Raw genomic sequence first — 21,761 nt, 5'->3', positions numbered from 1 at the left:
GGAGACGTCGGCCATGACCTGGACCGTCGATGCACAACTGGCTTTGACGTCGACTCAAGCGGTCGAGGCGATCCAGTCGGGGCGGCTCAAAGCCGCCGACTACATCGCCACGCTGCTGGCCCGCGCCGCCGCACTCTCCAGCCTGAACGCGCTGACCACGCTCGATCTGGACGGCGCGCTGGCCGCCGCGCGGCGCATCGACGCGTTGCCGCCCGAAGCGAAAACGCAATTGCCGCTCGCCGGTCTCGCGGTCGTCGTGAAGGACAACATCAATACGGCCGGCCTGCAGACTTCGGCGGGCACGCCCGCGCTCGAGAACTTCGCGCCGAAGACGAACGCGCCTTCGGTGCAACGGCTTATCGACGCCGGCGCGATCGTACTCGGCAAGGCCAATATGCACGAACTCGCGTTCGGCATCACCAGCACGAACCTGGCCACGCACGCCGGGCCGGTACGCAATCCGTACGATCCGACGCTGATCCCGGGCGGCTCGTCGGGCGGCACCGCCGCGGCGATCGCCGCGCGCATCGCGCCCGCGGGTCTGGGCACCGATACCGGCGGCTCGACCCGGATTCCGGCCGCACTGACGGGCATCGCGGGATTTCGTCCGTCGGTGGGCAACGGCGGCGCCGAGCGGCGCTATCACGATCCGAACGCCGTGGTGCCGATCAGCCATACGCGCGACACGGTGGGACCGATGGCGCGCACGGTCGCCGACATCGCGTTGCTCGACGGCGTCATCACCGGCGCGGGCCCGTTGCCTATGGTTGCGCTGAACAGTCTGCGCATCGGCTTGCCCGCGCCGCTGTGGGCGGGGCTCGAAAAGCAGGTGGAGGTTGTCGCGCGCGCCGCGTTGAACCGGCTCGAGGCAGCCGGCGTGAGCCTGGTGCCGGTCGAGATGAGCGAACTGGAGACCTTGAACGGTTTGGTCGGCGGCCCGATCGCGATCCACGAGGCGCGTGAGGACCTGCGCGCCTGGCTCGTCGCCAACGACGCGCCGGTCAAGACCGTGGCCGAAATGGCGGCCCGCATCGCGAGCCCGGATGTGCGCGCCATCTACGACGCCGTGCTCGCCGATCAGCTCGGCGCGCGTTATGAAGCGGCGCTGAACCAGTGGCGGCCGAGCTTGCAGCAGTATGTCGCCGCGACCTTCGCGGACCATCGTCTCGACGCGCTGCTGTTTCCGACCACCCGCCTCGCCGCGGTGCCGATCGACGACGTGCACGGTTCGTCGACGGTATCGATCGACGGTGCCGCGCCGATCGACACGATGGACGCGTTTCTGCGCAACACCGATCCGGCCAGCACGTCGGGCATTCCGGGGTTGTCGCTCGCGGCGGGGATGACGCGGGGCGGCTTGCCGGTCGGCCTCGAGCTGGATGGACCACTGGGCAGCGACCGGCGGCTGCTGGCGATCGGCGTCGCGTTCGAGCAGTTGCTCGGCGTGCTGCCCGCGCCGGCGCTTTGATGCGGACGGCAAACCGCGTGCAGCGAGGCCCGCTGCGAAGCGCGCTGCGAAACCCATTGCGAAGCGCCGCGGCGGTCGCGGCCGCGTTATCGGTCGTCGCGCTGGTCTGCGCATGCGCGCGCCTCGCCGCACTCGATTCCGACGCGCTATGGAAGATAGTCGACCTCCGCTGCGTGCCGTCGCAACAGGCCAGCGGCACGCCGGGTCAGTGCACGGCCGTCGATCTCGACAAGCGCTATGCGATTCTGAAGGACATCGTCGGCCGATCGCAGTATCTGCTGATTCCGACCGATCGCATCACCGGAATCGAAAGCCCGCGTGTGCTGGACGCCCATGCGCAGGACTACTGGGCCGATGCGTGGGCGTCGCGGCACTATGTGGAGAAGTCGGTCAAGCAGCCGCTGCCCGACAATCGGCTCGGCATCGAGATCAACTCGGCTTTCCGGCGCACCCAGCAGCAACTGCATATCCATATCGATTGCATGCGCGGCGACGTGAGCGACGCGCTCGCGCGTCACACGCATGACGCGCCCGGCACATGGCGCTGGGACACGCTCAACGGAAACCGTTATCGGATCATGCGGATCACCGCGCTCACGCAAGGAAACGATCCGTTTCATCTGGTCGCGCGCGACAACAAGGGGGCCGACGCGATGGCCACACAAACCATTCTCGTGACGGGCGCGGGGCCGTCGGCCGAGCGTGACGGCTGGCTGGTGGTGAATAGCGGCATCGAAGCCGACAACGGCAGCGGTACGGCGGAAGGCTTGCTCGACCATGCCTGCCGGATTGCGGACGGCGGCTGACGCACAGGCCCGCCGTCACTAATGCACAAATTCGCAGATGCATTGCTCAACAAAATGGTTCGAGTGGTGCGGATTGGTCCGTAGGATCAGCCTGAACGTGTATTCCGGCCGATCCAACCGATGGCGATTTACCTCGACGACACCCAACGCAAAACGCTCGCGCGGCTCGCCGCGAGCTGGACATGGCGCACACAATGGCCGACGTGGGCACTGATCGGCACGATCTACGGTGGATGGCTCGGCGTCGCGACGCACGCGCGCAACCTCGGCTTGCCGCTGACCATCATGCTGCTCGCGTTGCTCAGCGCATGGTACATGTCGCTGCAACACGAACTGCTGCACGGTCATCCAACCCGTTCGCCGCTCGTCAACGCACTGTTGGGTTTCCTGCCGCTGGCGGTGTGGTTTCCGTATGGCATCTATCGCGACTCGCATCTTCAGCATCACGACGATCCACATCTGACGCGTCCCGACCACGATCCCGAGAGTTACTTCATAAGCCAGGGGGTGTGGGTTCGTGCAGGCTGGCCGATTCGTGCGCTGCTGACATTCCGCAATACATTCATCGGCCGCCTGCTGGTCGGGCCGGCTTTTGCGATTGCTGCAACCGGCGTGGACGCGCTGGCGAAAATCAAGCGAGGCGATTGGCGCGACGTGCCGGTTTGGCTTGCACACTTCGCTGCGCTGGCCGCGCTGACGATCTGGCTCCAGCGTGCTTGCGGGATACCCGTGTGGCTGCTCATTGCCGGCGTCGGTTATGGCTCGCTGGCGTTGGGCTCGATTCGCTCGTTTCAGGAACATCGCGCGGCGCATGCTCACGAGCATCGCACCGTCATCAATGAAGCGGCGTGGTTCTGGCGTCTGCTGTTCCTGAACAATAACTACCATGCCGTGCATCACGATCTGCCGCATGTGCCGTGGTATGCGCTGAAACGCGTCTACGAGGAGCGGCGGGAATCTTATCTGGAACGCAACGGAGCCTTTCTGGTAAAGGGATATAAGGAATGGCTCACCCGTTACGCGCTGACGCCCGTCAGCCAGGTGGTGCACCCGGAAAGCGAAAATCTGCCCGGTGCCAAGCGGCGGTCGCATTTGCGTTCGTCTATCTCGATCGTCAGGTCTTGATCCTGCTGGGCGAAGGCGCCACTGTCGGCAGGTCGCGCTTCGGCAATCCGAACCCGGTGTGCCTGGAACGAGGGTGGTATCAGCTATACCGTTACTTAGAGTTGTCTTGTTACACCCGAACGGCGTTGCAACAATGCTAGTGAGCCATCCGGCGAAGCTGTCGACCCGGGCGCGACGAATTTGTGTCGATACCGACCATCAGCCATGCAACCGAATCGGGGTAACCAGCAATGCGAATTTCCTTTTTGCACACGATTGAAGGCAACAAGAACGTTTTTGAGCAAGCGGCAAGAGATCTTGGACTGCCAATCGAGCACCTTCATCATGAAGTGCGATCGGACCTCCGTCTGTCAGTGGATCAGGCTGGAACATTCACAAGCGCGTTGAAGGCGCAGACAAACGACTGTCTCCTCGAATTGGCCGCCGGCGCCGACGCTGTCATCCTGACCTGCGCCACGCTTGGCCCGGCCGTGAGCGACATCGAGCATCCTCCGGTTCCAATCGTAAGGGCAGATGCTGCGTTAGCGTCCGTGGCCGCAAGCATTGGCGGAAGAATCATCGTGTTGTGTGCCGCGGAAAGTGCCATTGAGCCTACGAGACGTCTGTTCGAGCAGTACGCAAACAAAGAGAGTGCTTCAGTGTCGATCAATCACGTCGCCCAGGTTTGGGAGCTGTTCAAAAGCGGCGATCTCGACGCATGCCTCGCTGCAACGGCGCGGGCAACCGATGAGGCCTACGAAGCCGGCGCAACGGTAGTCGCGTTTGCTCACCCGTGGATGGCACCGGCCGCGCGTCTCGTCGGCAAGGGACGGCATCCGGTTGATAGCGCTCACGCCGCGCTGCAAGCGGTGATGCAGCAGCCTGGAAAGACTGCACTGGATGATTGATCGGAATACGGCCCGATAGCGCCAGTCCGTTTACGGCCGACTGCTACCCACTATCGGTCATGCTCCCGCGCGCTGTCTCAGGGCCGCCAGACGGGGCCATCAGGAAAGGAATACTGATCGAGCGACGCCGCAAGCATTTCGATGCTGTAGCCGGGACGTTGCGGCGGCATGTAACGGCCGCTGCGGATCACGACAGGATCGACGAAATGCTCATGCAGATGATCCACGTACTCGAGCACGCGGTTTTCCAGCGACGCCGACACGCAGATATAGTCGAAAATCGAAATGTGCTGCACGTACTCGCACAAGCCGACGCCGCCCGCGTGCGGGCACACGGGCACGCCAAACTTCGCCGCCATCAACAGGACGACGATCACCTCGTTCAGACCGCCCAGGCGGCAGCTATCCACCTGACAGAAGTCGATTGCATGCGCCTGCAGCAACTGCTTGAACATCACACGGTTATGGCAGTGCTCGCCCGTCGCTACGCCGATTGGCTGAATCCGCCGGCGGATGGCCGCGTGGCCGAGAATGTCGTCGGGACTCGTGGGTTCCTCGATCCACCATGGATCGAATTCCGCCAGGCGCCGCATGTTGGCGACCGCTTCATCGACATCCCATACCTGGTTCGCATCCATCATCAGCTTCAGGTTTTCGCCGATTTCCTCACGCAGGATGCGGGCCCGGCGCGCATCTTCTTCGAGATTGCCGCCCACCTTCTGCTTGAAATGCGTCCAGCCCTGCGCGACGCCTTCACGTGCGAGCCGGCGGATCTTGTCGTCGTCGTAACCGAGCCAGCCGGCCGAAGTCGTATAGGCGGGATAGCCGCGCGCCAGCATGTCCTTTTCGCGCTCGCCCCTGGTCTTTGCATGGCGATGCAGCATGGCGATGGCTTCATGCGGCGTGATCGCGTCGGTCACATAGCGGAAGTCGAGACAGCGCACGAGTTCTTCGGGGCTCATGTCGGCGAGCAGCTTCCACACCGGCTTGCCTTCCGCTTTGGCCCACAGGTCCCAAACCGCATTCACGACAGCCGCCGTCGCCAGATGAATGGCGCCCTTGTCCGGGCCGATCCAGCGCAGTTGGCTGTCCGACGTCAGCGCGCGCCAGAAAGCGCCCATGTTCGCCGCGATATCCTCGAGCGTCTTGCCGACGACCAATGGGGCAAGCGCCTGTACCGCAGTCACGCAGATCTCATTGCCGCGCCCGATGGTGAAGGTGAGGCCATGGCCCGTGACCGTCTCCGGCGAATCGGTTGCGAGCGTCACATAGGTGGCGGAGTAATCCGGCGCGACGTTCATCGCATCGGAGCCGTCGAGTGAACGCGAGGTCGGAAACCGAATGTCCCGGACGGACAGCTTTGTGATCGTGGACATCTGAACACCCTCCTGGGCGGCAGCTATCGACTTCCGCGCGGCCTTTTCGCGGCCACCTTCGCTCCCCGCGACGCGGGTCGCGAAGAGAAGAGGAGGCGCCGCGCGCCCTCCTCTCTCGCCGCGCCCAGGCGGCAGCGGTCAATCATAGAGCACGGCGGCGATCTTCGGATCGCTCATATTGCTCTTGTCGTACCAGTAGAAGCCCGTGTCGACTTTCTTGGGCAGCTTCTCGCCCTTCAGCGCCTTCATCGCGGAGTCGACAACGCATTTGCCGATGCCGACCGGGTTCTGCGTGATAGCGCCGGCCATCAGGCCCGAATTGATGTCCTCCTTCTGCTCCTTGCCGGAGTCGTAGCCGATCAGGACGAGCTTTTTGCCCGACTCCCTGACGCCGATCGCGGCACCCTCCGCCGAGCCTTCATTGCCGCCGAAAATGCCCTTGAGATTGGGATTGGCCTGGATCATCGCCTTGGCGATTTCCGCCGACTTCAGATGGTCGCCGCCGCCATATTGGACCGAGACGATCTTGATGTTCGGATGCTTCGCCTTCATCTCGTTCAGGAAGCCGTCGCGGCGATCGATGCCGGTGCGGCTGGTCTGGTCGTGCACGATCACGCCGACCTCACCGGCATTGCCGATCGCGCTGGCCATCTTGTCGGCGGCGAGCGCGGCCGCGGCAAGATTGTCTGTCGCGCACGTCGTCAGCGGAATGTCGCTGTCGACGCCGGAGTCGAAGGCGATGACCGGTATCTTGGCGGCCTGCGCCCGCTTCAACAGCGGAATGGCCGCTTTGCTGTCGAGTGCGGCGATGCCGAGCGCCTGGGGTTTCTTGGCGAGCGCGGCCGAGAGCATATCGATCTGCTTGTCGACCATAGCCTCCGTTTCCGGTCCCTCGAACGTAATCCTGACCTTGTGCTCCTTCGCCCCCTGTTCAGCGCCGGCTTTGACGGCCTGCCAGAACTGGTGCTGAAAGCCTTTCGAGATGAGCGGAATGTAGGTTTCGTCCGCGCGGACAAGACTCGTCCCGCCGATGAGCGCGCCGACGCCGACCACGACACCAATTAGTTTTCTTTTCAACATGGGGTTTCTCCTCCTAAGGTAGCCATCAACTTTCAGCCGTTGGGAGAGCCCTTGGCGCTCCCTTTTCTTGATCTTGTCCCGTGCAGCTTCAGCTTTTCTTGCGCCGCAAAATATCGGCATAGACCGCGAGAATGATGATGAGGCCCGTCACCACGATCTGCCATTCCTGCGCGACGGACATGATGCGCAGGCCATTGGTCAGCACGCTCATGATGAAAGCGCCGATGATCGTGCCCAGAATCGTGCCCGCACCGCCGCTGAGCGAGGTCCCGCCGATCACCACCGCGGCGATCGCTTCGAGCTCATAGCCCTGGCCTAGCGCCGGCTGGGCCGAATTCAGGCGCGACGCGATGAGCAGCCCCGCGACGCCGCAAATTGCCCCGGCCAGGCCGTAAATGGCGATCTTCCACCGATCGACATTCACGCCGGAAAGGCGGACGGCTTCCTCGTTGCTGCCGAGCGCAAATGTATAGCGGCCGAGCGCCGTGCGATTCAGCGTGATCGAACTCACGACCGCAAGGAAAAACAGGATCAGGACCGCGTTCGGAATGGGCAGGTTCGGCAGGAAATAGCCGATCAGCGAATCCTGAGAGATCATGTAGAAGTTTTCGGTGTCGTTGAAATAGATCGGCTTGTCAGCCGAGACGACGAGCGAAAGCCCTTTCAGCAGCAGCATCATGCCTAAGGTGGCAATGAAGGGCGGTATTTTCATTTTCGCCGTGAGGGTTCCCGAAATGGTGCCGCAGATTGCGCCCGTGCCGATCGCAGCCACGACGCCGATCCACATCGGCAAATGCCAGAAGGTCAGAAACACGCCGCAAATGACCGCCGTGAAGGTCATCAACGTGCCGACCGACAAATCGATGCCTCCGGTGATGATGACGAACGTGCTGGCGATCGCCAGAACGCCGTTGACCGCCGTTGCCTGCAGAATCCCGAGAATATTGTCGGTCTGCATGAAAGCGGGCGAGGCGAAGCTGAAAAAACCCAGCAGCAGGATCAGGCTCGCGAAGGCGAGCAGCTTTTGCAGAGCAGCCGGCGCGAAGATGCGGGCTCTAAGGCCGGACGGCCGTCCCTCATTGGCCAGCGCCGACGTATCCGATGGCTGTGTCATAAATTGGACCTCCCCTCTTGAGGCTCACGCCGCTTTCAAGGTTTCGCGCTGCGTCGCCAGGTGCATGATGCGCTCCTGCGTCGCCTCCGCGGCTGAGAGTTCGCCGGTGATGCGCCCCTCGCACATCACGACGACGCGGTCGCTCATGCGCAAGATTTCCGGCAACTCCGACGAGATCATCACGATCGCCTTGCCTTGCTCGGCGAGCGCGCGCAGGAGCTTGTAGATTTCGCTCTTGGCGCCGACGTCGATGCCGCGCGTCGGCTCGTCGAAGAAGAGCACGTCGCAGTCGCGCTCGAGCCACTTCGCAATCACGATTTTCTGCTGATTGCCGCCCGACAGAAGCCGCACCTGCTGCGCCGCGGAGGGCGTACGAATGGCGAGCGCATTGATGAAATGGGAGGCTGTCCGGCGTATCTGAGCGCGGCGCAAGAAAAAGTTGAGCGACAGGAATTTGCGCAAGTTGGACATCACGATGTTCGATTCGACATCCATGCCGGTCGCAAGGCCGAAGCGCTTGCGGTCTTCCGAGAGATAGCCGATACCGCGCGCCACCGCGTCGCTCGGATTCCTGATCGTCGCTTTCACGCCTCTCACGACAATTTCGCCGGATTCGACCGGATCGGCGCCGAACACCGCCCGGGCGACCTCGGTGCGGCCGGCGCCCATCAAGCCGGCAAAGCCCAATATCTCGCCTTTGTACAGCGCGAAGCTCACGTCTTTGACCAGCGGACCGGCGTTCAGATTCTTTACTTCGAGTGCGACCTCGCCTTTGTCCCCGGCGCTGTGAGAACGCGCGACGTCGGTCAAAGTTCGCCCGACCATCATGCCGATGATCGCTTCGACGCTGGTGTCCCCGGCGGTGACAGTGGCCACATATTCGCCGTCGCGCAACACGGTGACGCGGTCGGAAATCTGCTTCAGCTCGTCCATCTTGTGGGAGATATAGATGATTCCCACGCCCCGGCTCTTCAGCTCCCGGATGATGCGGAAGAGCTCGGCGATCTCGGCGTCGTTGAGCGCCGAGGTGGGTTCGTCCATGATCAGGACGCGCGAATCGAAGGACAAAGCCTTGGCGATCTCGACCATCTGCTGCCGCGCGACGGTGAGCGTGCCGACAACCGCGCGCGGGTCGATATTCACATGCATGCGGGCAAGAAGGTCGCGCGCTTGCGCGTTGAGCTTGTCTTCGTCGAGGAACAGGCCGAAGCGTCCGCGCGGCTCGCGGCCGATGAACATATTCTGGGCGACGCTCAGATGATTCATCAACTGGAGTTCCTGATGAATGATGCAGACGCCCATGGCCTGCGCCTCGCGCGGGCTCAAGAACTCGACCGGCTGGCCGTCATAGAGAATTTCGCCGGAATCCCGGGTGTATACGCCGGCGAGGATTTTCATCAGCGTCGACTTGCCGGCGCCATTCTCGCCCATCAGCGTGTGGACTTCCCCCGCCATGAGATCGAACTGGACTTCGTGAAGCGCCCTCACGCCGGGAAAGCTCTTGCTGAGCCTTTTAACGGAAATGAGCGGGGTCATGGCGCGGATTCAACGGCAAGTCCGCGACGGCCACTGGCCTCATGGCGAGGAGCGGGTCGAAAAAGCGCCGGGTGGCGCCGGATATCGCGGTAGATATCGCGGCTGAAATCGCAACGAGAAGCCAGGCACATTGCTGGTCCCCCAAACGGATGTGCCACGATTTTACGACGCTGGACGGCAGCGGCTCAAGCGTAGGCATTCCCTAGTGTCACGCGGTCATGCGCAATGTATCTCGCGCCCTTGCGGCCAGACGTGCGGCTGATGCCGCCCCAATTGAGCCGCACCTATAACCACACGTCGTCGAACCCCGTTGTGTCTGTCGCAGTCGATTGAATCGAGTCAGTGAAAGTGCGATTGTCCGCGTTCCAGGAAGTTTCCCACGGCTCCGCTGGCCCTTACCCGCATAACCGCGTCCATCGACAAGCAGTTCTTATGCGCGGAAGCGCTATGCGTGGACGCAGCTGTCAGGAGCTGGTGTCGTTCCCGGCAGCACACACCTGTTGCGACAGAGCCGTTCGATAAATCAGAACAGGATCAACGTCCGTTTGCCCGGCGGCATTCTCGCATCAAGCACGCATAGACCGTGCTTAAGACAGTGTTTCCTTAAGCTTCGGGTAATGGATACTATAAAAAGATTTAACTATCTTAATCGACGAGATGGCCTCAAATTGAGGCCACGTTTCGCATACAAGGCGGTACGGATAGATTGATTTTGTAATTAAATCAATAGATTTACGCAGGTAATTCGTAATCGTCTCCGAATGGCCGCACCAGAATAAAAAGACCATCACTGTGAACTGGGAGATTGAGGCAATGGATAGCCCGGAACAGATCAGCCCCATAATTTAATCCTCATTTTAAAAAATCTTTAAATTAATTTAAATATAACAATAAATTAGAATGGCTAACGATATCAGGAGATAATTTTGAAAAAGATAAAGCTGACGCTGCCTCGTGTTCCGGTTCGACTGCTTTTGCTGGCGGTCGGCGGTGTTGCCTGTTCAGGAGGAGCGCTCGCGCAGGCAAACGCATCGAATGATCAGACGCAAGAGATCCAGCTGTTGAAACAGCAAATGGACGCCCTTAACAAAAAGCTCGATGCGTTGATGGCGAAGCAGGCTCAACCGATGGGCAATCAGCCAGTAGCGAATTCAGGTGCCGCAAGTACAAGCACGGCCTCAGGCGCGCAGCAGGTATCCGACGCAGCGTCATCGTCCTCTGGATGGGGTGCCGGCATGCCGCCGAAGTTGAAGTCGTTACTGGCTGCGCTGGGAGACATGGAATTCTACGGAAATCTGGACCTCTCCGTGGACTACGCTACGAAGGGACTTCACTCTTCATATGTCACACCTGGCGGGACTGTCGTGTCGCCCCGGGGGCATATGGGCTGGCAGCCCGACATCTCGAGCAATCTTTCGTACATCGGTGTTCGCGGCAAGCGACCGTTTGGTTCAGACAACAACCTCGCTTTCGTCTACCAACTGGAAACACAACTGGACATTTCCGCGACCGCCGGTACCTCCAATTCAAACTCGGCACAGGATTCCACGGTCAAAGGCGCCCTTACGTCCCGTAACAGCTTCATTGGACTGGCATCGCCCACCTGGGGCGCACTGAAGATTGGCAAGACCGATGCTCCATATAAAACGTCGACCGCTCGCATGAATCCGTTCTCAGGCACGCTCGGCGATTACTCGATCATTATGGGAAATACCGGCGGCGACAACCGCGTTGAATTCGGCACGCGACTGGATCACGCGATCTGGTATGAGTCGCCGAGTTTTCACGGCTGGTCTCTCAACGCACTGGTTTCGCCCGGGCAAAACCGCGGTTACGAAAATTCGGTGCAGGCTTCGGGCGAGTCGAATTGCACGGGCGGCAATGTCCCTGGTAGTGGTGGAAATCCAATTGCGTGTAACGACGGTAGCTACGGGTCGGCCTACAGCGCGAACCTCGCCTATAGCAACGGCCCCCTGTACTTTACGACAGCCTATGAGATACACCTCGGCGTGAATCGCTCAAGCGATGTCACGAACACTCCTGCTGCGCTGGCTTCGCCTGACGGGACGGACCCCAACGACATCGGCAACGAATGGGCGTTCAAGGTCGGTGCGCAATATAAGTTGCCCACGCTGACCACTGTGAGTGCGATTTTTGAAGTGCTCCGCAGAAACATTCCGGCCTACCTGCAATCGCAGAACGAGCGGAGCCGCAATGGCTTCTGGCTTGCCGTGACGCAGGAACTCACCCCTAAAGATAGCGTGAGCGTTGGTTGGGCCCACGCCGGCCGCACCCCGGGCGACCCGGGACAACATAACACGGCTCCCGCCGACCCAAACGCCATTGGTACGGCGAATCCCTCCAACGCCGCCAATATGTTTACCGCCTTGTATAAACATGCTGTTGATAAACATGCCACGGTGTATGCAGACTATGCAGTGGCACTCAATAAGTCGGCGGCGCACTATGCCTTGGGCGCAGGCGGGCGAAGCGTCACCGTCGATTGTCATGACGGCAGCTCGATCTCGCAGGGTGCGCCGTTTTGCTACGCGGGCGGCAGAGAAATGGGGGTCTCCGTCGGCCTGAATTACAAGTTCTGAACCCGATCTCGTTGCAGGAGTGAGGGACGCGCAAACCTGTCACGGGCTTTCGCGCTCCTCATGCACGTCGGGATTTTTGATATCCACCCACGCTGATCGGAGTAGGTCCGATAGGGGCGTCTGCCGGCACAGGCCTCGCGTTACGTTCCACACCGTCGACCCGCGGTAAGCGGCCATTTGGCCGCAGCGTGTGAACGGCCGCAAGTGTTAAGCGTTGTTCGACGCCTGCCCATGTCTGCTGCCGCGTGAGTACGCGACGGCGCATGTGGGCAGGCGTTGGACAACGCTTAACACCCTCTGCCTGATGCGTGTACAAAATCGGCACCACTGGATTTATTTGTCTTCAATCCCAATCCATACAGCGACGCATCGCTCATCGCTTCTGATAGGTGCCGATCAGTTCCGCGTGCGTTAGCACGTGCCCCTGCATGGCCTTTTCAAGCGCCGCCTTACTGGGGCCCTTCAAATCAGGCAGTACGGTGTCGAGCGCATATAGCTTGTGGAAATAGCGGTGGCGTCCGACGGGCGGACACGGGCCGCTGTAAGCGGCACGCTTGAAATCATTGGTGCCTTCGAGCGTACCGCGCGGCAAAGCCTGCGCAGCAGCGCCATCGGGCAGGCGGGTTGCCGTCGGCGGGATGTTGTAGAGCACCCAATGTACCCAGGTCATTTTTGGCGCGGCCGGGTTCGGCGCGTCAGGGTCGTCGACTATCAGCGCCAGGCTTTTTGTGTTCGCGGGCACGCCTGACCACGCGAGCGGCGGCGATACGTCGGCGCCCTGGCAGGTATGCTGCGCAGGAATCTCGCCGTTCTGTCGGAAGGCTTGCGACGTTAGGGTTAGGGTCATGATGCGCTCCTCGGCGGCAACGGTGGATGACAGCCCCGGTGTGAAGATCAACACGACGAGCGAGAGTGTCGACAAGGAACGCGAGGTCCGTGCCCAGGCCGCTCTTTCAAAGCGTTTGAGGCGGGCGTCGGGCACGTTGAAGTCTCTCATCGTCACGCTCCGTACTCTGTTCGTGACGGGGCCGATGATTGGTGCGTGCCCTGCTCGAGTCGCGACCGAAATCGCCGTGCGGCTCATATCGTGACATAAGTGCCGCCCCAGCAAAGATGGCTGTGAACGATGACGATCGTCGCGCACGGGGTCGCGGGAAGTGCGGCAAGGAGGAAGGGCATCACCGCTGTGAAAACCACGGCCGCTGATTGTGAGCTGCGATATATCGCACGAAGCCCCGCTGGATTGCGGGGCATTTCATTTTGCGATGCCGCATCAATGTTTGTGCCGATGCAGCCAACCCATATGATGCGAATCAAGCCACTGGGCCATCCCCTCTGCGGGGTGATCGCGCCTGTAACGTTGCGCCACCATGAACCCCGCGACCAACAAGACCGCCAGGCCAACAACGAAGTAGATCATAGACTGGGTCATGGCAGCCTCCTTATCAGGTCGCGACCGTGGTTATATTGTAGGTCAGCGGTTACCGAAGTGGCGTGCGGTCCGAGTGCACGATTTCACCGCGCGCACCAACACGCGAGCTCGAGCCAGCGCCAGCGCGAGCGCGAGCCACTGAAACGAACGCGGCAAGATCATCCAATTCCATCGTGATTGTTCACTTTGTTGCACAACCTGTTCAATCTAGATGGGATTATTTAACAACGCAATCCCCGCCATACTGGCGCTCAACATTCATCCAGGGAGAACGCTATGTCGAATCTCAACAACGTGGGCACATTTCCGCTTGCTGGTCGGCCGGTCTACCGCATCGGATACGGTGCGATGCAGCTTGCCGGACCGGGCGTATTCGGGCCGCCGAAGGATCGCGACGCAGCGATCGCCATCCTGCGTGAAGCGGTGACGCTGGGGGTCAATCACATCGATACGAGCGACTTCTACGGGCCGCACATCACCAACCAGATCATTCGGGACGCGCTGCATCCTTACCCGGACGACCTGACGATCGTCACCAAGGTCGGTGCCGTGCGGGGCGAAGACGGCTCGTGGATCCCGGCGCCCGAGCCGGAGGACATCGAACGCGGGGTCCACGACAACCTTCGTAACCTCGGCGTCGACGCACTTGACGTTGTCAACATGCGAATCATGGGTAACGTCCACGCCCCCACGGAAGGATCGATCGAAAAACAGGTTGCTGCGCTTGCAGAACTTCAGCGCAAGGGCCTCGTCCGCCATATCGGTTTAAGCAATGTGACTTCGGCGCAGGTTGCGGAAGCCCAGGGCATCGCGGAGATCGTCTGCGTTCAGAACCAGTACAACCTGGTGCAGCGGGAAGACGACGCGCTGATCGACGAACTTGCGGCCAAGGGGATTGCTTACGTACCGTTCTTCCCGCTTGGCGGATTCTCGCCGATTCAATCGTCCGCGCTGTCCCATGTCGCCCAGACGATCGGCGCGACACCGATGCAGGTGGCGCTCGCCTGGCTCCTCCATCGCGCGCCGAACGTCTTGCTGATTCCGGGCACATCGTCGCCGGAACATCTGCGCGAAAACATGCGGGCGGCACAACTGAGCTTGTCAGACGCAGTGCGCGCAGAACTGGACGCGATTGGTCAAGTCAGCGGGCAAACGTGATCGTGCAGGTTTCTACGGTGAAGCAAGCGCCGCGTGATCGCGACGCTTATCCCCGCGCGAGGCAACGTGATCGCGTCACGCCTACTGGTCGGCTGCCGGCACGAACGCCATGCCGTGCGGGCTGAGCAGATTGCTCACCAACGGAAGTAGTGCTCCGCTGCGCAAATCGAGTTGGCCGACATAAGCCGGCACCGCCGGTTGGCCACCCGCAGCGGCTACGCCCGTTGATGCGGAAAACGCCGCGTCGAGCTGCCAGACATTGGCACTGATTTTGTAGATCTTGTTGGCCTTCGTATCGGACACGAGGAGAAAGCCCCGTCGCGCCGTGGCGAACACCGTATCGTCAATCTGCACGCTGCCGAGCAGCGGTAAATACTCCACGCGCGGACCATCGCCCGACGAGCGCAGCAGGACAAGCTGACCGTCGCCCTGATCATCGAGCAGAACATCACCCGACGGCGTCACCGTCATCGAATCCGGATCGGTCAGGTTGAGCTTCGCCACTGTGCCAAACGGAATGTTGCTGGCATCAGGCATTCCAGACAACACCGCGGAAACATCGATCGTGCCGTTCGGGTGGAGGATTGCGCGAACAATCGCGGGCCCCGTATTGAGGCCGTTGGCGTCAAGCGTCGGATTCGACGCGCTGAAATAGGCCTGACCGTCCTTGAAGACGATGTCGTCGTAACCGCCGCCGTGCGGCGGCTTGCCAAACGTATAGAGCTTGGTCAGACCCGTCGCCGCGTTGATCGTGACGAGATTTGCGTTCGCATCCTCGTTCTGCATCGCCCAGATTTCACGGGTGTAAGGATTGACCTTCAGACCATCGTTGTGTCCCGCTACGGTCAGGCTCCGCAGGACCTTGCCGTCCAGCGAGTATTCGACAATCTGGCTTTGAGCATTACCCGTGCCATCCGGCGCGCCGCCGTTTGCATAGCCAACCCAGACGTGATCGTCGAGTATGGCCAGCGAGTCCGGCGCGGTGGATCCGGAGGGAGCAGCCGCGAAGACACTCAGAGTAAAACCCGGTGTCACCACCGGCTGTGTCGCCGGCGTTTGCGCGTGGGCAGCACCTGTCGCGAGACATAACGCGGCGAATGCTAATCTGGTGCGATTGAAAATGCGGTCGGCTGCGGAAATACGTCGAGTGTTTGCCATGTTCGGCTCCTGGGACGTGTACGCGGGGGGAGAAAGGCGAAGCCGGGGGCGCAAACTGGACTCGCCCGAGGCTGATCCGATGTAATGGCCGGTAAGGGTAGGTGACGTATGGGAACACGCTACTGTTACTGCGTGGTGACACCCCCCAACGCAGCAACCAACTGCCGAGGTTCGCGCAGGCGGGTCTTCCGAAATGCCTCCGCTTTGCCTTGCAAGATGTCTGCGCCGCGACACCAACCTCGCTGTCATTGCCGCGCCATATCAACCCGGCACGCTGAGTAGCCGCAGCCCACAACCCGCCAGGGAGACACGCCATGCTGACTGCTCGCGTTGGAATCGTTTCGCAATCCGCCGCTGTGCCTTACACCGACGTCGTGCGCGTCGCACAAGCGCTCAACCTCCAGATCAGCCGTGACCTCGGGCCCATCTGGAATGTGTCGGGTGCCGTCGTCGCGCTCGAATCCGCCGACCACCTCGATCCGGGCATCTGGCCCGTGTATATCGTGGACGAAGTTCAGTCGGGTGCGGCCGGCTTTCACCTGACCGAGCACAATCAGCCGTTCGCGGTGGTGCTGGCCGGCGACACCTGGTCTCTGTCGGCGAGTCACGAAGTCATGGAAATGCTGGTCGATCCAAGTGGTAACCGGCTCACCGCGGCCAACGCCGTCGCGATCATCGACAACGATGTCCAGGACAGCAACGGCAAAGTCGAATTCCTGGTCGAGATCTGCGATCCATCCGAAGACGCCAGCAACGCCTATCTCATCGACGACGTGCTCGTCTCGGACTTCTACACGCCGCACTATTTCGCTCCCGCCGGAACGTCGGGCGCGCGCTACAGTTTCAGTGGCCGGATAAGCCGCCCGCGCCAGGTGCTGCCCAACGGCTACCTCACCTGGTTCAATCCGCAGAACAACACACTCCAGCAGGTCCGGCATTTCGGCGCGCCCGAGATCGTCGATCTCGCAACCGGCCAGCCCGGCGGCGGCTCGCTGACGGGCGGGCGTTCTCTGCGCAGCTTCGTCGACAGTCTCACTCCGTTTCCGCAATCGCTCTCGCATCTCAAGGCCAGCGCCCCGGCCGTGATCCGGCGCGACGCACGGCGCTCGATGTTCGCCAGCGCCTTGCCGACCAGTGCGGCGCTGTTTGCGGCGGCGCTCGCCAATGTCAGGAGCGCACCGGCCGGCGCAAGCACTGCACCGCATGACATGCAGGCAATCGATATTCGGGCGATGCTCGACACGCACGCCGAGTCCTTCAGGCAACCAGGCATCCTGTCGGTACGGAGCGGCTTGCAATGGCCGACGCTGACGAGCGGCGTCACGCGCGCCATCATCGTAACGACGATGCCGGACAAACTTGCCGCGGTAGAAGCTTCGCTGCCGAAGCAGTTCGACGGTGTGCCCGTCGACGTACGCGCCGCCGGCCCGATGGAATCGCTGCGCGCACTCGACCCGGCGAAATATTTCGCGCTGGCCGAAGCACGGCACGAACTCCGGCAACCGGATTTCGCGGATCAAGTCTTTTTCGACGGACAAGGCAACGACCGCGCGAATCCGCCGATGCCGCTGACGGCCTTTGCCACCGCACGCGCACAGAAGGAAGAGATTCCGTACACACCCGCGCCTGAAGCAAGTCTCGACGCTGTCACCGCACAGGTTTCGCTCGTGCTGCACGCGAGCCCCGATGCCGGGTGGGCCGAACTATCGAATTTTATCGAGGGCATTCGCGAAGAACTGGTGGTAGGCATGTACGACTTCACCTCGGCGCACATTCTCACCGCCCTTGATAATGCGCTTGCCGGCGGCAAGAAACTGACGCTCACGCTCGATCATCCGGCGAAGAACCCCTCCGCCGATCAAACGGACGACCAGACGCAGGCTGATCTTTTGCAACATCTGGGCGATCACTTCGCCGGCACCTGGGCGCTCACCAACGCCGACCCGAAAGCCCCGGTCTGGATCTATCCGAACGCGTATCACATCAAGGTGGCGGTGCGCGAAGACGATACGTTCTGGCTCTCTTCGGGCAACTGGAACAACAGCAATCAGCCGGAAATCGATCTTTCCGACGTGACGGCCGCGCGCAAGCTCGCCACGACACACGATCGCGACTGGCATGTCATCGTCACCAGCAAGGCGCTGGCGGACACGTTCCGGGCTTTCCTGCAGCACGACTATGCGGTCTCTCACGACGCGATCGTCGCAGCCAGTGCGCAAGGCGCGGCGGTTGCCGGGAATGGGACCGCCGCTGCTCTCGACGTGCCGCTCGAAGCGCTCGCGGCCGGCAAGGCGCCGCGCCAGTTCTTCGCCCCGAAGACGCTCGCCGGCAACGTCAAGATTCAGCCGCTGCTGACGCCCGATAACTATCAACCGCATGTTCAGGCGCTCATCGAGTCCGCCCAGCGACGTTTTTACATGCAGACTCAATATATCCATCCGAGCGGACATCCCGACGATGCGCAGCATGACGCGTTGATCGCGGCCGTGAAGGCGCTCATCGACCGGGGGCTCGACGTGCGTCTGATTACCAGCCAGTTCCAGAACGACGCATGGGTAGAAAAACTGGTCGCGGCGGGCATTCCGTCGTCCGTGCTGCGGCGTCAGGCGAACGTGCACAACAAGGGCATCGTTGTCGACGGAAGCGTCGTGATGGTCAGCAGCCAGAACTGGTCGGCGGATGGCACGCTGCGCAATCGCGACGCGGGACTGATCATCTATAACGCCGATGCCGCGGCTTATTTCGAGCAGATCTTCCTGCACGACTGGGATTATCTTGCGTCGCCGGTGGCGAATTGAGGGCGAAATGTACTGACAACCCGAAGCGGCGAAGCAGCAATCAGGGCGAGCGGGCGATGCCGGCAGGTAATTTGTCCGTCACCCACCGGCAATATTGAAGTGCAATGATGGTGGCTCGTGCCCGCCCGCGCGGCTCGAGCACTTGCAGCCGGATGCGCTGCAGTCCGACACTGCCCGGGCGGGCGCGATCCCAGCAAATCAGGGGCGGCATGAACGTTTTATGTCGCCTGTGTTTGCCCAGCGCGCCGTCATAAATACGAATAATTGTCATTTACGCGATTTGCCTCCCGTACCCGCCCTGTCCGCACCAGTGGACAGGGCGCGCGCGGCCGATGTGTCAGAATCGCGGGCATGACCTGGATCGCCGCCCTGCCGATGTACAACGTGACGCCCGCCCTCGCCGCCGTTTGGCGCGAGTGGCTGGGTGATGTGTTGCGGGCGGTCGAGCCGGCTTGCCGCATCGTCCTGGACGCGGATGACGACCTGCACGCGTTGTGGCGGCGTCCCGATTTACTAATCTCGCAGACGTGTGGTTATCCGCTGATGCACGGCTTGCGCGAGCAAGTGCAATTGATCGCGACGCCGCAATTCGACGCGCCGGGCTGCGACGGCGCCGATTATTCGAGCGTGCTCGTGACACGCGCGGACGCGCCGTTCGATTCGCTGGCAGCCTGCCGTGGCGCACGCGCCGCCTGCAATCAGGACGACTCGAATAGCGGCATGAATGTGTTTCGCCATGCGGTGGCGCCACTTGCGCGCGGTGGTGCGTTTTTTAGCGCTACGGTGCGCACCGGTTCGCATCTCGGCTCGCTGCGAGCGGTAGCCGACAATCAGGCTGACGTCGCCGCGATCGATTGCGTGACGTTCGCCTTTGTCTGCGATGAATTGCCGGAGCTGGCGGAGAAAGTTCGACAGATCGGCGTGACGGCCGCGTCGCCGGGTTTGCCCTTGATTGCTTCCAGCACGATGCCTTCAGCGACTATCGAAGCACTGCGCGCGGCGCTGACCGAGGCGCTCGCGGCACGACCCGATCGCGCAAAACGCCTGCGTTTGAAGGGTTTTTCCACGCTCTCGCTTTCCGACTACGAGCGCATCACACAGCTGGAAAACGAAGCGCGGGCTCCTGGTTATCCGCGCCTCGCCTAAAGTCCCTTATTCCACGTCCAGCACCAGAAGCTGCGCGCCATCGGTAACCTGATCGCCGACTGCATACAGGACTTCCGACACCGTACCGGCCGCCGGTGCGCCGATCGTGTGTTCCATCTTCATCGCTTCCATCACGATCAGCGGGTCGCCCTTCTCCACCACCGCGCCCGGTTCGACCAGCACCGCGATGACTTTGCCCGGCATCGGCGCGGTCAGGCGGCCTTCGCCGCCTTCGGCATCCGCCGCGTGCGCGAGCAGGTTCTGCCATTCGAACGCGAGCGCTTCACCCAGGCAGAAGACGTGGAACGTATCGACGTCGACGAATACGCGGCCTGTTGCTCGCGCGTCGCCGATCGTCGCGCGGAATTCGTGCCGGCCCGTGCCGCCCGACCAGTTGAAGTCCTCGCGCACGCCGTCGTGTTCAAGCGTTTGCGTGCTGCCGTCGCGCGCGAAGGTCACCGTGAAGGCGGCGTCGTTCTCGACATCGCGCCAGCCAAGTGTTTGCGTGTAGCCGCTGTTCAGGCGCCAGTGCGACAGCGCATCCCACGGCGAAGCGCCGTGCGCGGTGCCGCCTTCGCGCGTCAGCAATGCAGCGCAGGCGAGCGCCAGCGCTTCCTTGAACGGCTTTTTCACGGGCGCGAACAGCGCGTCATGATGACGCTCGATCAAACCCGTATCGAGGTCGCCCGTCACAAACGGCTCGCTAGTGACGATGCGTTGCAGGAACTCGACGTTGGTATGCGGGCCGACCACTTCGCAGGCATGCAGCGCGCGATTCATGCGCGCCAGCGCTTCCTCGCGTGTCGCGCCGTGGACGATCAGCTTCGCGATCATCGGATCGTAGAACGGCGTGATCGTGTCGCCCTCGCGCACGCCGCTGTCGATGCGTACCGGCGCTTTGCGTCCCGACTCGCCTGAGCCGGCCGCGCCTGAGCCGGCCGCGTCGATGCTGAACTCGACGCCTTCCGGCATGCGCAGATGCTTGAGCGTACCCGTCGACGGCAAGAAGCCGCGCGCCGGATGCTCGGCGTAGATACGCGCTTCGATTGCATGACCGTCGATCCTGATTTGCTGTTGGGCAAGCGGCAGCGGTTCGTTCGAGGCGACGCGCAACTGCCATTCGACCAGGTCCTGCCCCGTCACCATTTCCGTGACCGGATGCTCGACCTGCAAGCGCGTGTTCATTTCCATGAAGTAGAAATCGCCCGTGCCGGTCATGATGAATTCGACCGTGCCCGCACCGACGTAATTCACCGCGCGCGCCGCGGCCACGGCCGCTTCGCCCATCTCGCGTTTGATTTCGGCGGAAAGCCCCGGCGCCGGCGCTTCTTCCAGCACCTTCTGGTGACGGCGCTGCACCGAGCAGTCGCGATCGAACAGATAGACCGCGCCGCCGTGACGGTCCGCGAACACCTGCACTTCCACGTGACGGGGCCGCGCCAGATACTTTTCGATCAGCACGCGGTCATTGCCGAAGCTGCTCGCCGCTTCGCGCTTGCACGACGCCAGCGCCGCCGCGAAGTCTTCGCTGCGCTCGACTACACGCATGCCCTTACCGCCGCCCCCCGCGCTTGCCTTCAGCAGCACCGGGTAACCGATCGCATCGGCCTCGCGATGCAGCAGTTGCGCATCCTGATCGTCGCCGTGATAGCCCGGCACGAGCGGCACGGCCGCAGCATGCATCAGCGCTTTCGCGGCGGCCTTCGAGCCCATCGCGGCGATCGCTTCGACCGGCGGTCCGATAAAGACGATACCCGCGGTTTCGCACGCATACGCGAAGTCTTCGTTTTCCGACAGGAAGCCGTAGCCCGGATGCACCGCTTGTGCGCCGGTGGCGCGCGCGGCTTCGATGATGCGCTCGATGCGCAGATAGCTTTCCGCCGCCGTCGAGCCGCCGATATGCACGGCCTCGTCGCAGGCGGCGACGTGCTTCGCGTTGGCGTCCGCATCGGAATACACGGCCACGCTCGCGATGCCGAGCCGCTTGCAGGTTGCCGCGACGCGGCATGCAATCTCGCCCCGGTTCGCAATCAGAATCTTGTTGAACATGAGATGTCTCGATGAGGAGTCCCGTTCC

The 21,761-nt window shown here is 61.9% G+C and carries 17 protein-coding genes; 8 read left to right on the top strand and 9 right to left on the bottom strand.

All coding sequences use genetic code 11. The features are described 5' to 3' along the window. Positions 1-13 precede the first annotated feature (13 nt). The 4 genes from iaaH to AC3WLT_RS01075 all read left to right on the top strand — a co-directional run bounded on the left by iaaH (position 14) and on the right by AC3WLT_RS01075 (position 4,286). Positions 14-1,468, top strand: coding sequence for an indoleacetamide hydrolase (gene iaaH, locus AC3WLT_RS01090; protein WP_492589930.1), 1,455 nt, complete (start codon positions 14-16; stop codon positions 1,466-1,468). Positions 1,469-1,524: 56 nt separating this feature from the next. Next, on the top strand, positions 1,525-2,274 hold the full coding sequence (locus AC3WLT_RS01085; protein ID WP_492589928.1) for a CDP-diacylglycerol diphosphatase: 750 nt from the start codon (positions 1,525-1,527) through the stop codon (positions 2,272-2,274). 120 nt (positions 2,275-2,394) lie between these two features. After that, positions 2,395-3,399, top strand: coding sequence for a fatty acid desaturase (locus AC3WLT_RS01080; protein WP_492589926.1), 1,005 nt, complete (start codon positions 2,395-2,397; stop codon positions 3,397-3,399). Positions 3,400-3,629: 230 nt separating this feature from the next. After that, positions 3,630-4,286, top strand: coding sequence for an aspartate/glutamate racemase family protein (locus tag AC3WLT_RS01075; RefSeq protein WP_492589924.1), 657 nt, complete (start codon positions 3,630-3,632; stop codon positions 4,284-4,286). Positions 4,287-4,363: 77 nt separating this feature from the next. Here AC3WLT_RS01075 and AC3WLT_RS01070 read toward each other — a convergent pair whose 3' ends face one another. The 4 genes from AC3WLT_RS01070 to AC3WLT_RS01055 form a co-directional block, all read right to left on the bottom strand. Continuing rightward, on the bottom strand, positions 4,364-5,662 hold the full coding sequence (locus AC3WLT_RS01070) for an L-fuconate dehydratase (RefSeq protein ID WP_492589922.1): 1,299 nt from the start codon (positions 5,660-5,662) through the stop codon (positions 4,364-4,366). Positions 5,663-5,800: 138 nt separating this feature from the next. After that, positions 5,801-6,742, bottom strand: a complete 942-nt coding sequence (locus AC3WLT_RS01065; protein WP_492590130.1) for an ABC transporter substrate-binding protein — start codon at positions 6,740-6,742, stop codon at positions 5,801-5,803. Positions 6,743-6,830: 88 nt separating this feature from the next. Further along, a complete protein-coding gene (locus tag AC3WLT_RS01060) occupies positions 6,831-7,856 on the bottom strand; it encodes an ABC transporter permease (protein ID WP_492589920.1) in 1,026 nt (341 codons plus the stop codon). Between the two features lie 24 nt (positions 7,857-7,880). Then, positions 7,881-9,392: a sugar ABC transporter ATP-binding protein gene (locus AC3WLT_RS01055; RefSeq protein ID WP_492589918.1), complete on the bottom strand. Its 1,512-nt coding sequence runs from the start codon at positions 9,390-9,392 to the stop codon at positions 7,881-7,883. Between the two features lie 926 nt (positions 9,393-10,318). Between AC3WLT_RS01055 and AC3WLT_RS01050 the strand changes: the two genes are divergently transcribed. Then, complete coding sequence (locus AC3WLT_RS01050) at positions 10,319-11,992, top strand: porin (protein ID WP_492589916.1); 1,674 nt, start codon at positions 10,319-10,321, stop codon at positions 11,990-11,992. 373 nt (positions 11,993-12,365) lie between these two features. On the opposite strand, the gene AC3WLT_RS01045 is transcribed toward AC3WLT_RS01050, so the two are convergent. Continuing rightward, entirely contained in the window at positions 12,366-12,839 is a 474-nt protein-coding gene (locus AC3WLT_RS01045; protein ID WP_492590128.1) for a YbhB/YbcL family Raf kinase inhibitor-like protein, read from the bottom strand. Positions 12,840-13,265: 426 nt separating this feature from the next. Continuing rightward, on the bottom strand, positions 13,266-13,424 hold the full coding sequence (locus AC3WLT_RS01040; RefSeq protein ID WP_154563341.1) for a hypothetical protein: 159 nt from the start codon (positions 13,422-13,424) through the stop codon (positions 13,266-13,268). A gap of 276 nt (positions 13,425-13,700) precedes the next feature. Here AC3WLT_RS01040 and AC3WLT_RS01035 point away from each other — a divergent pair, with 276 nt between their 5' ends. After that, positions 13,701-14,582, top strand: coding sequence for an aldo/keto reductase family oxidoreductase (locus AC3WLT_RS01035; protein ID WP_492589914.1), 882 nt, complete (start codon positions 13,701-13,703; stop codon positions 14,580-14,582). Between the two features lie 81 nt (positions 14,583-14,663). On the opposite strand, the gene AC3WLT_RS01030 is transcribed toward AC3WLT_RS01035, so the two are convergent. After that, the gene (locus AC3WLT_RS01030) at positions 14,664-15,740 is read right to left on the bottom strand and encodes a PQQ-dependent sugar dehydrogenase family protein (RefSeq protein ID WP_492589912.1); all 1,077 of its coding nucleotides are present in this window, start codon (positions 15,738-15,740) and stop codon (positions 14,664-14,666) included. A gap of 314 nt (positions 15,741-16,054) precedes the next feature. Between AC3WLT_RS01030 and AC3WLT_RS01025 the strand changes: the two genes are divergently transcribed. After that, positions 16,055-18,538, top strand: a complete 2,484-nt coding sequence (locus AC3WLT_RS01025; RefSeq protein ID WP_492589910.1) for a phospholipase D-like domain-containing protein — start codon at positions 16,055-16,057, stop codon at positions 18,536-18,538. A gap of 40 nt (positions 18,539-18,578) precedes the next feature. On the opposite strand, the gene AC3WLT_RS01020 is transcribed toward AC3WLT_RS01025, so the two are convergent. Then, complete coding sequence (locus AC3WLT_RS01020; RefSeq protein ID WP_492589908.1) at positions 18,579-18,809, bottom strand: hypothetical protein; 231 nt, start codon at positions 18,807-18,809, stop codon at positions 18,579-18,581. An 80-nt stretch (positions 18,810-18,889) separates the two neighbouring features. On the opposite strand from AC3WLT_RS01020, the gene AC3WLT_RS01015 reads away from it, so the two are divergent. Next, positions 18,890-19,684, top strand: a complete 795-nt coding sequence (locus tag AC3WLT_RS01015) for a phosphate/phosphite/phosphonate ABC transporter substrate-binding protein (protein ID WP_492589906.1) — start codon at positions 18,890-18,892, stop codon at positions 19,682-19,684. 6 nt (positions 19,685-19,690) lie between these two features. Here AC3WLT_RS01015 and AC3WLT_RS01010 read toward each other — a convergent pair whose 3' ends face one another. After that, entirely contained in the window at positions 19,691-21,733 is a 2,043-nt protein-coding gene (locus AC3WLT_RS01010; protein ID WP_492589904.1) for an acetyl/propionyl/methylcrotonyl-CoA carboxylase subunit alpha, read from the bottom strand. Positions 21,734-21,761: the final 28 nt, after the last annotated feature.

The organism is Paraburkholderia sp. FW306-2-2C-D06C, assembly GCF_058781505.1.
Note: the sequence above shows the minus strand (reverse complement) of the source record. Positions and strands in the feature narration are given on the sequence as shown.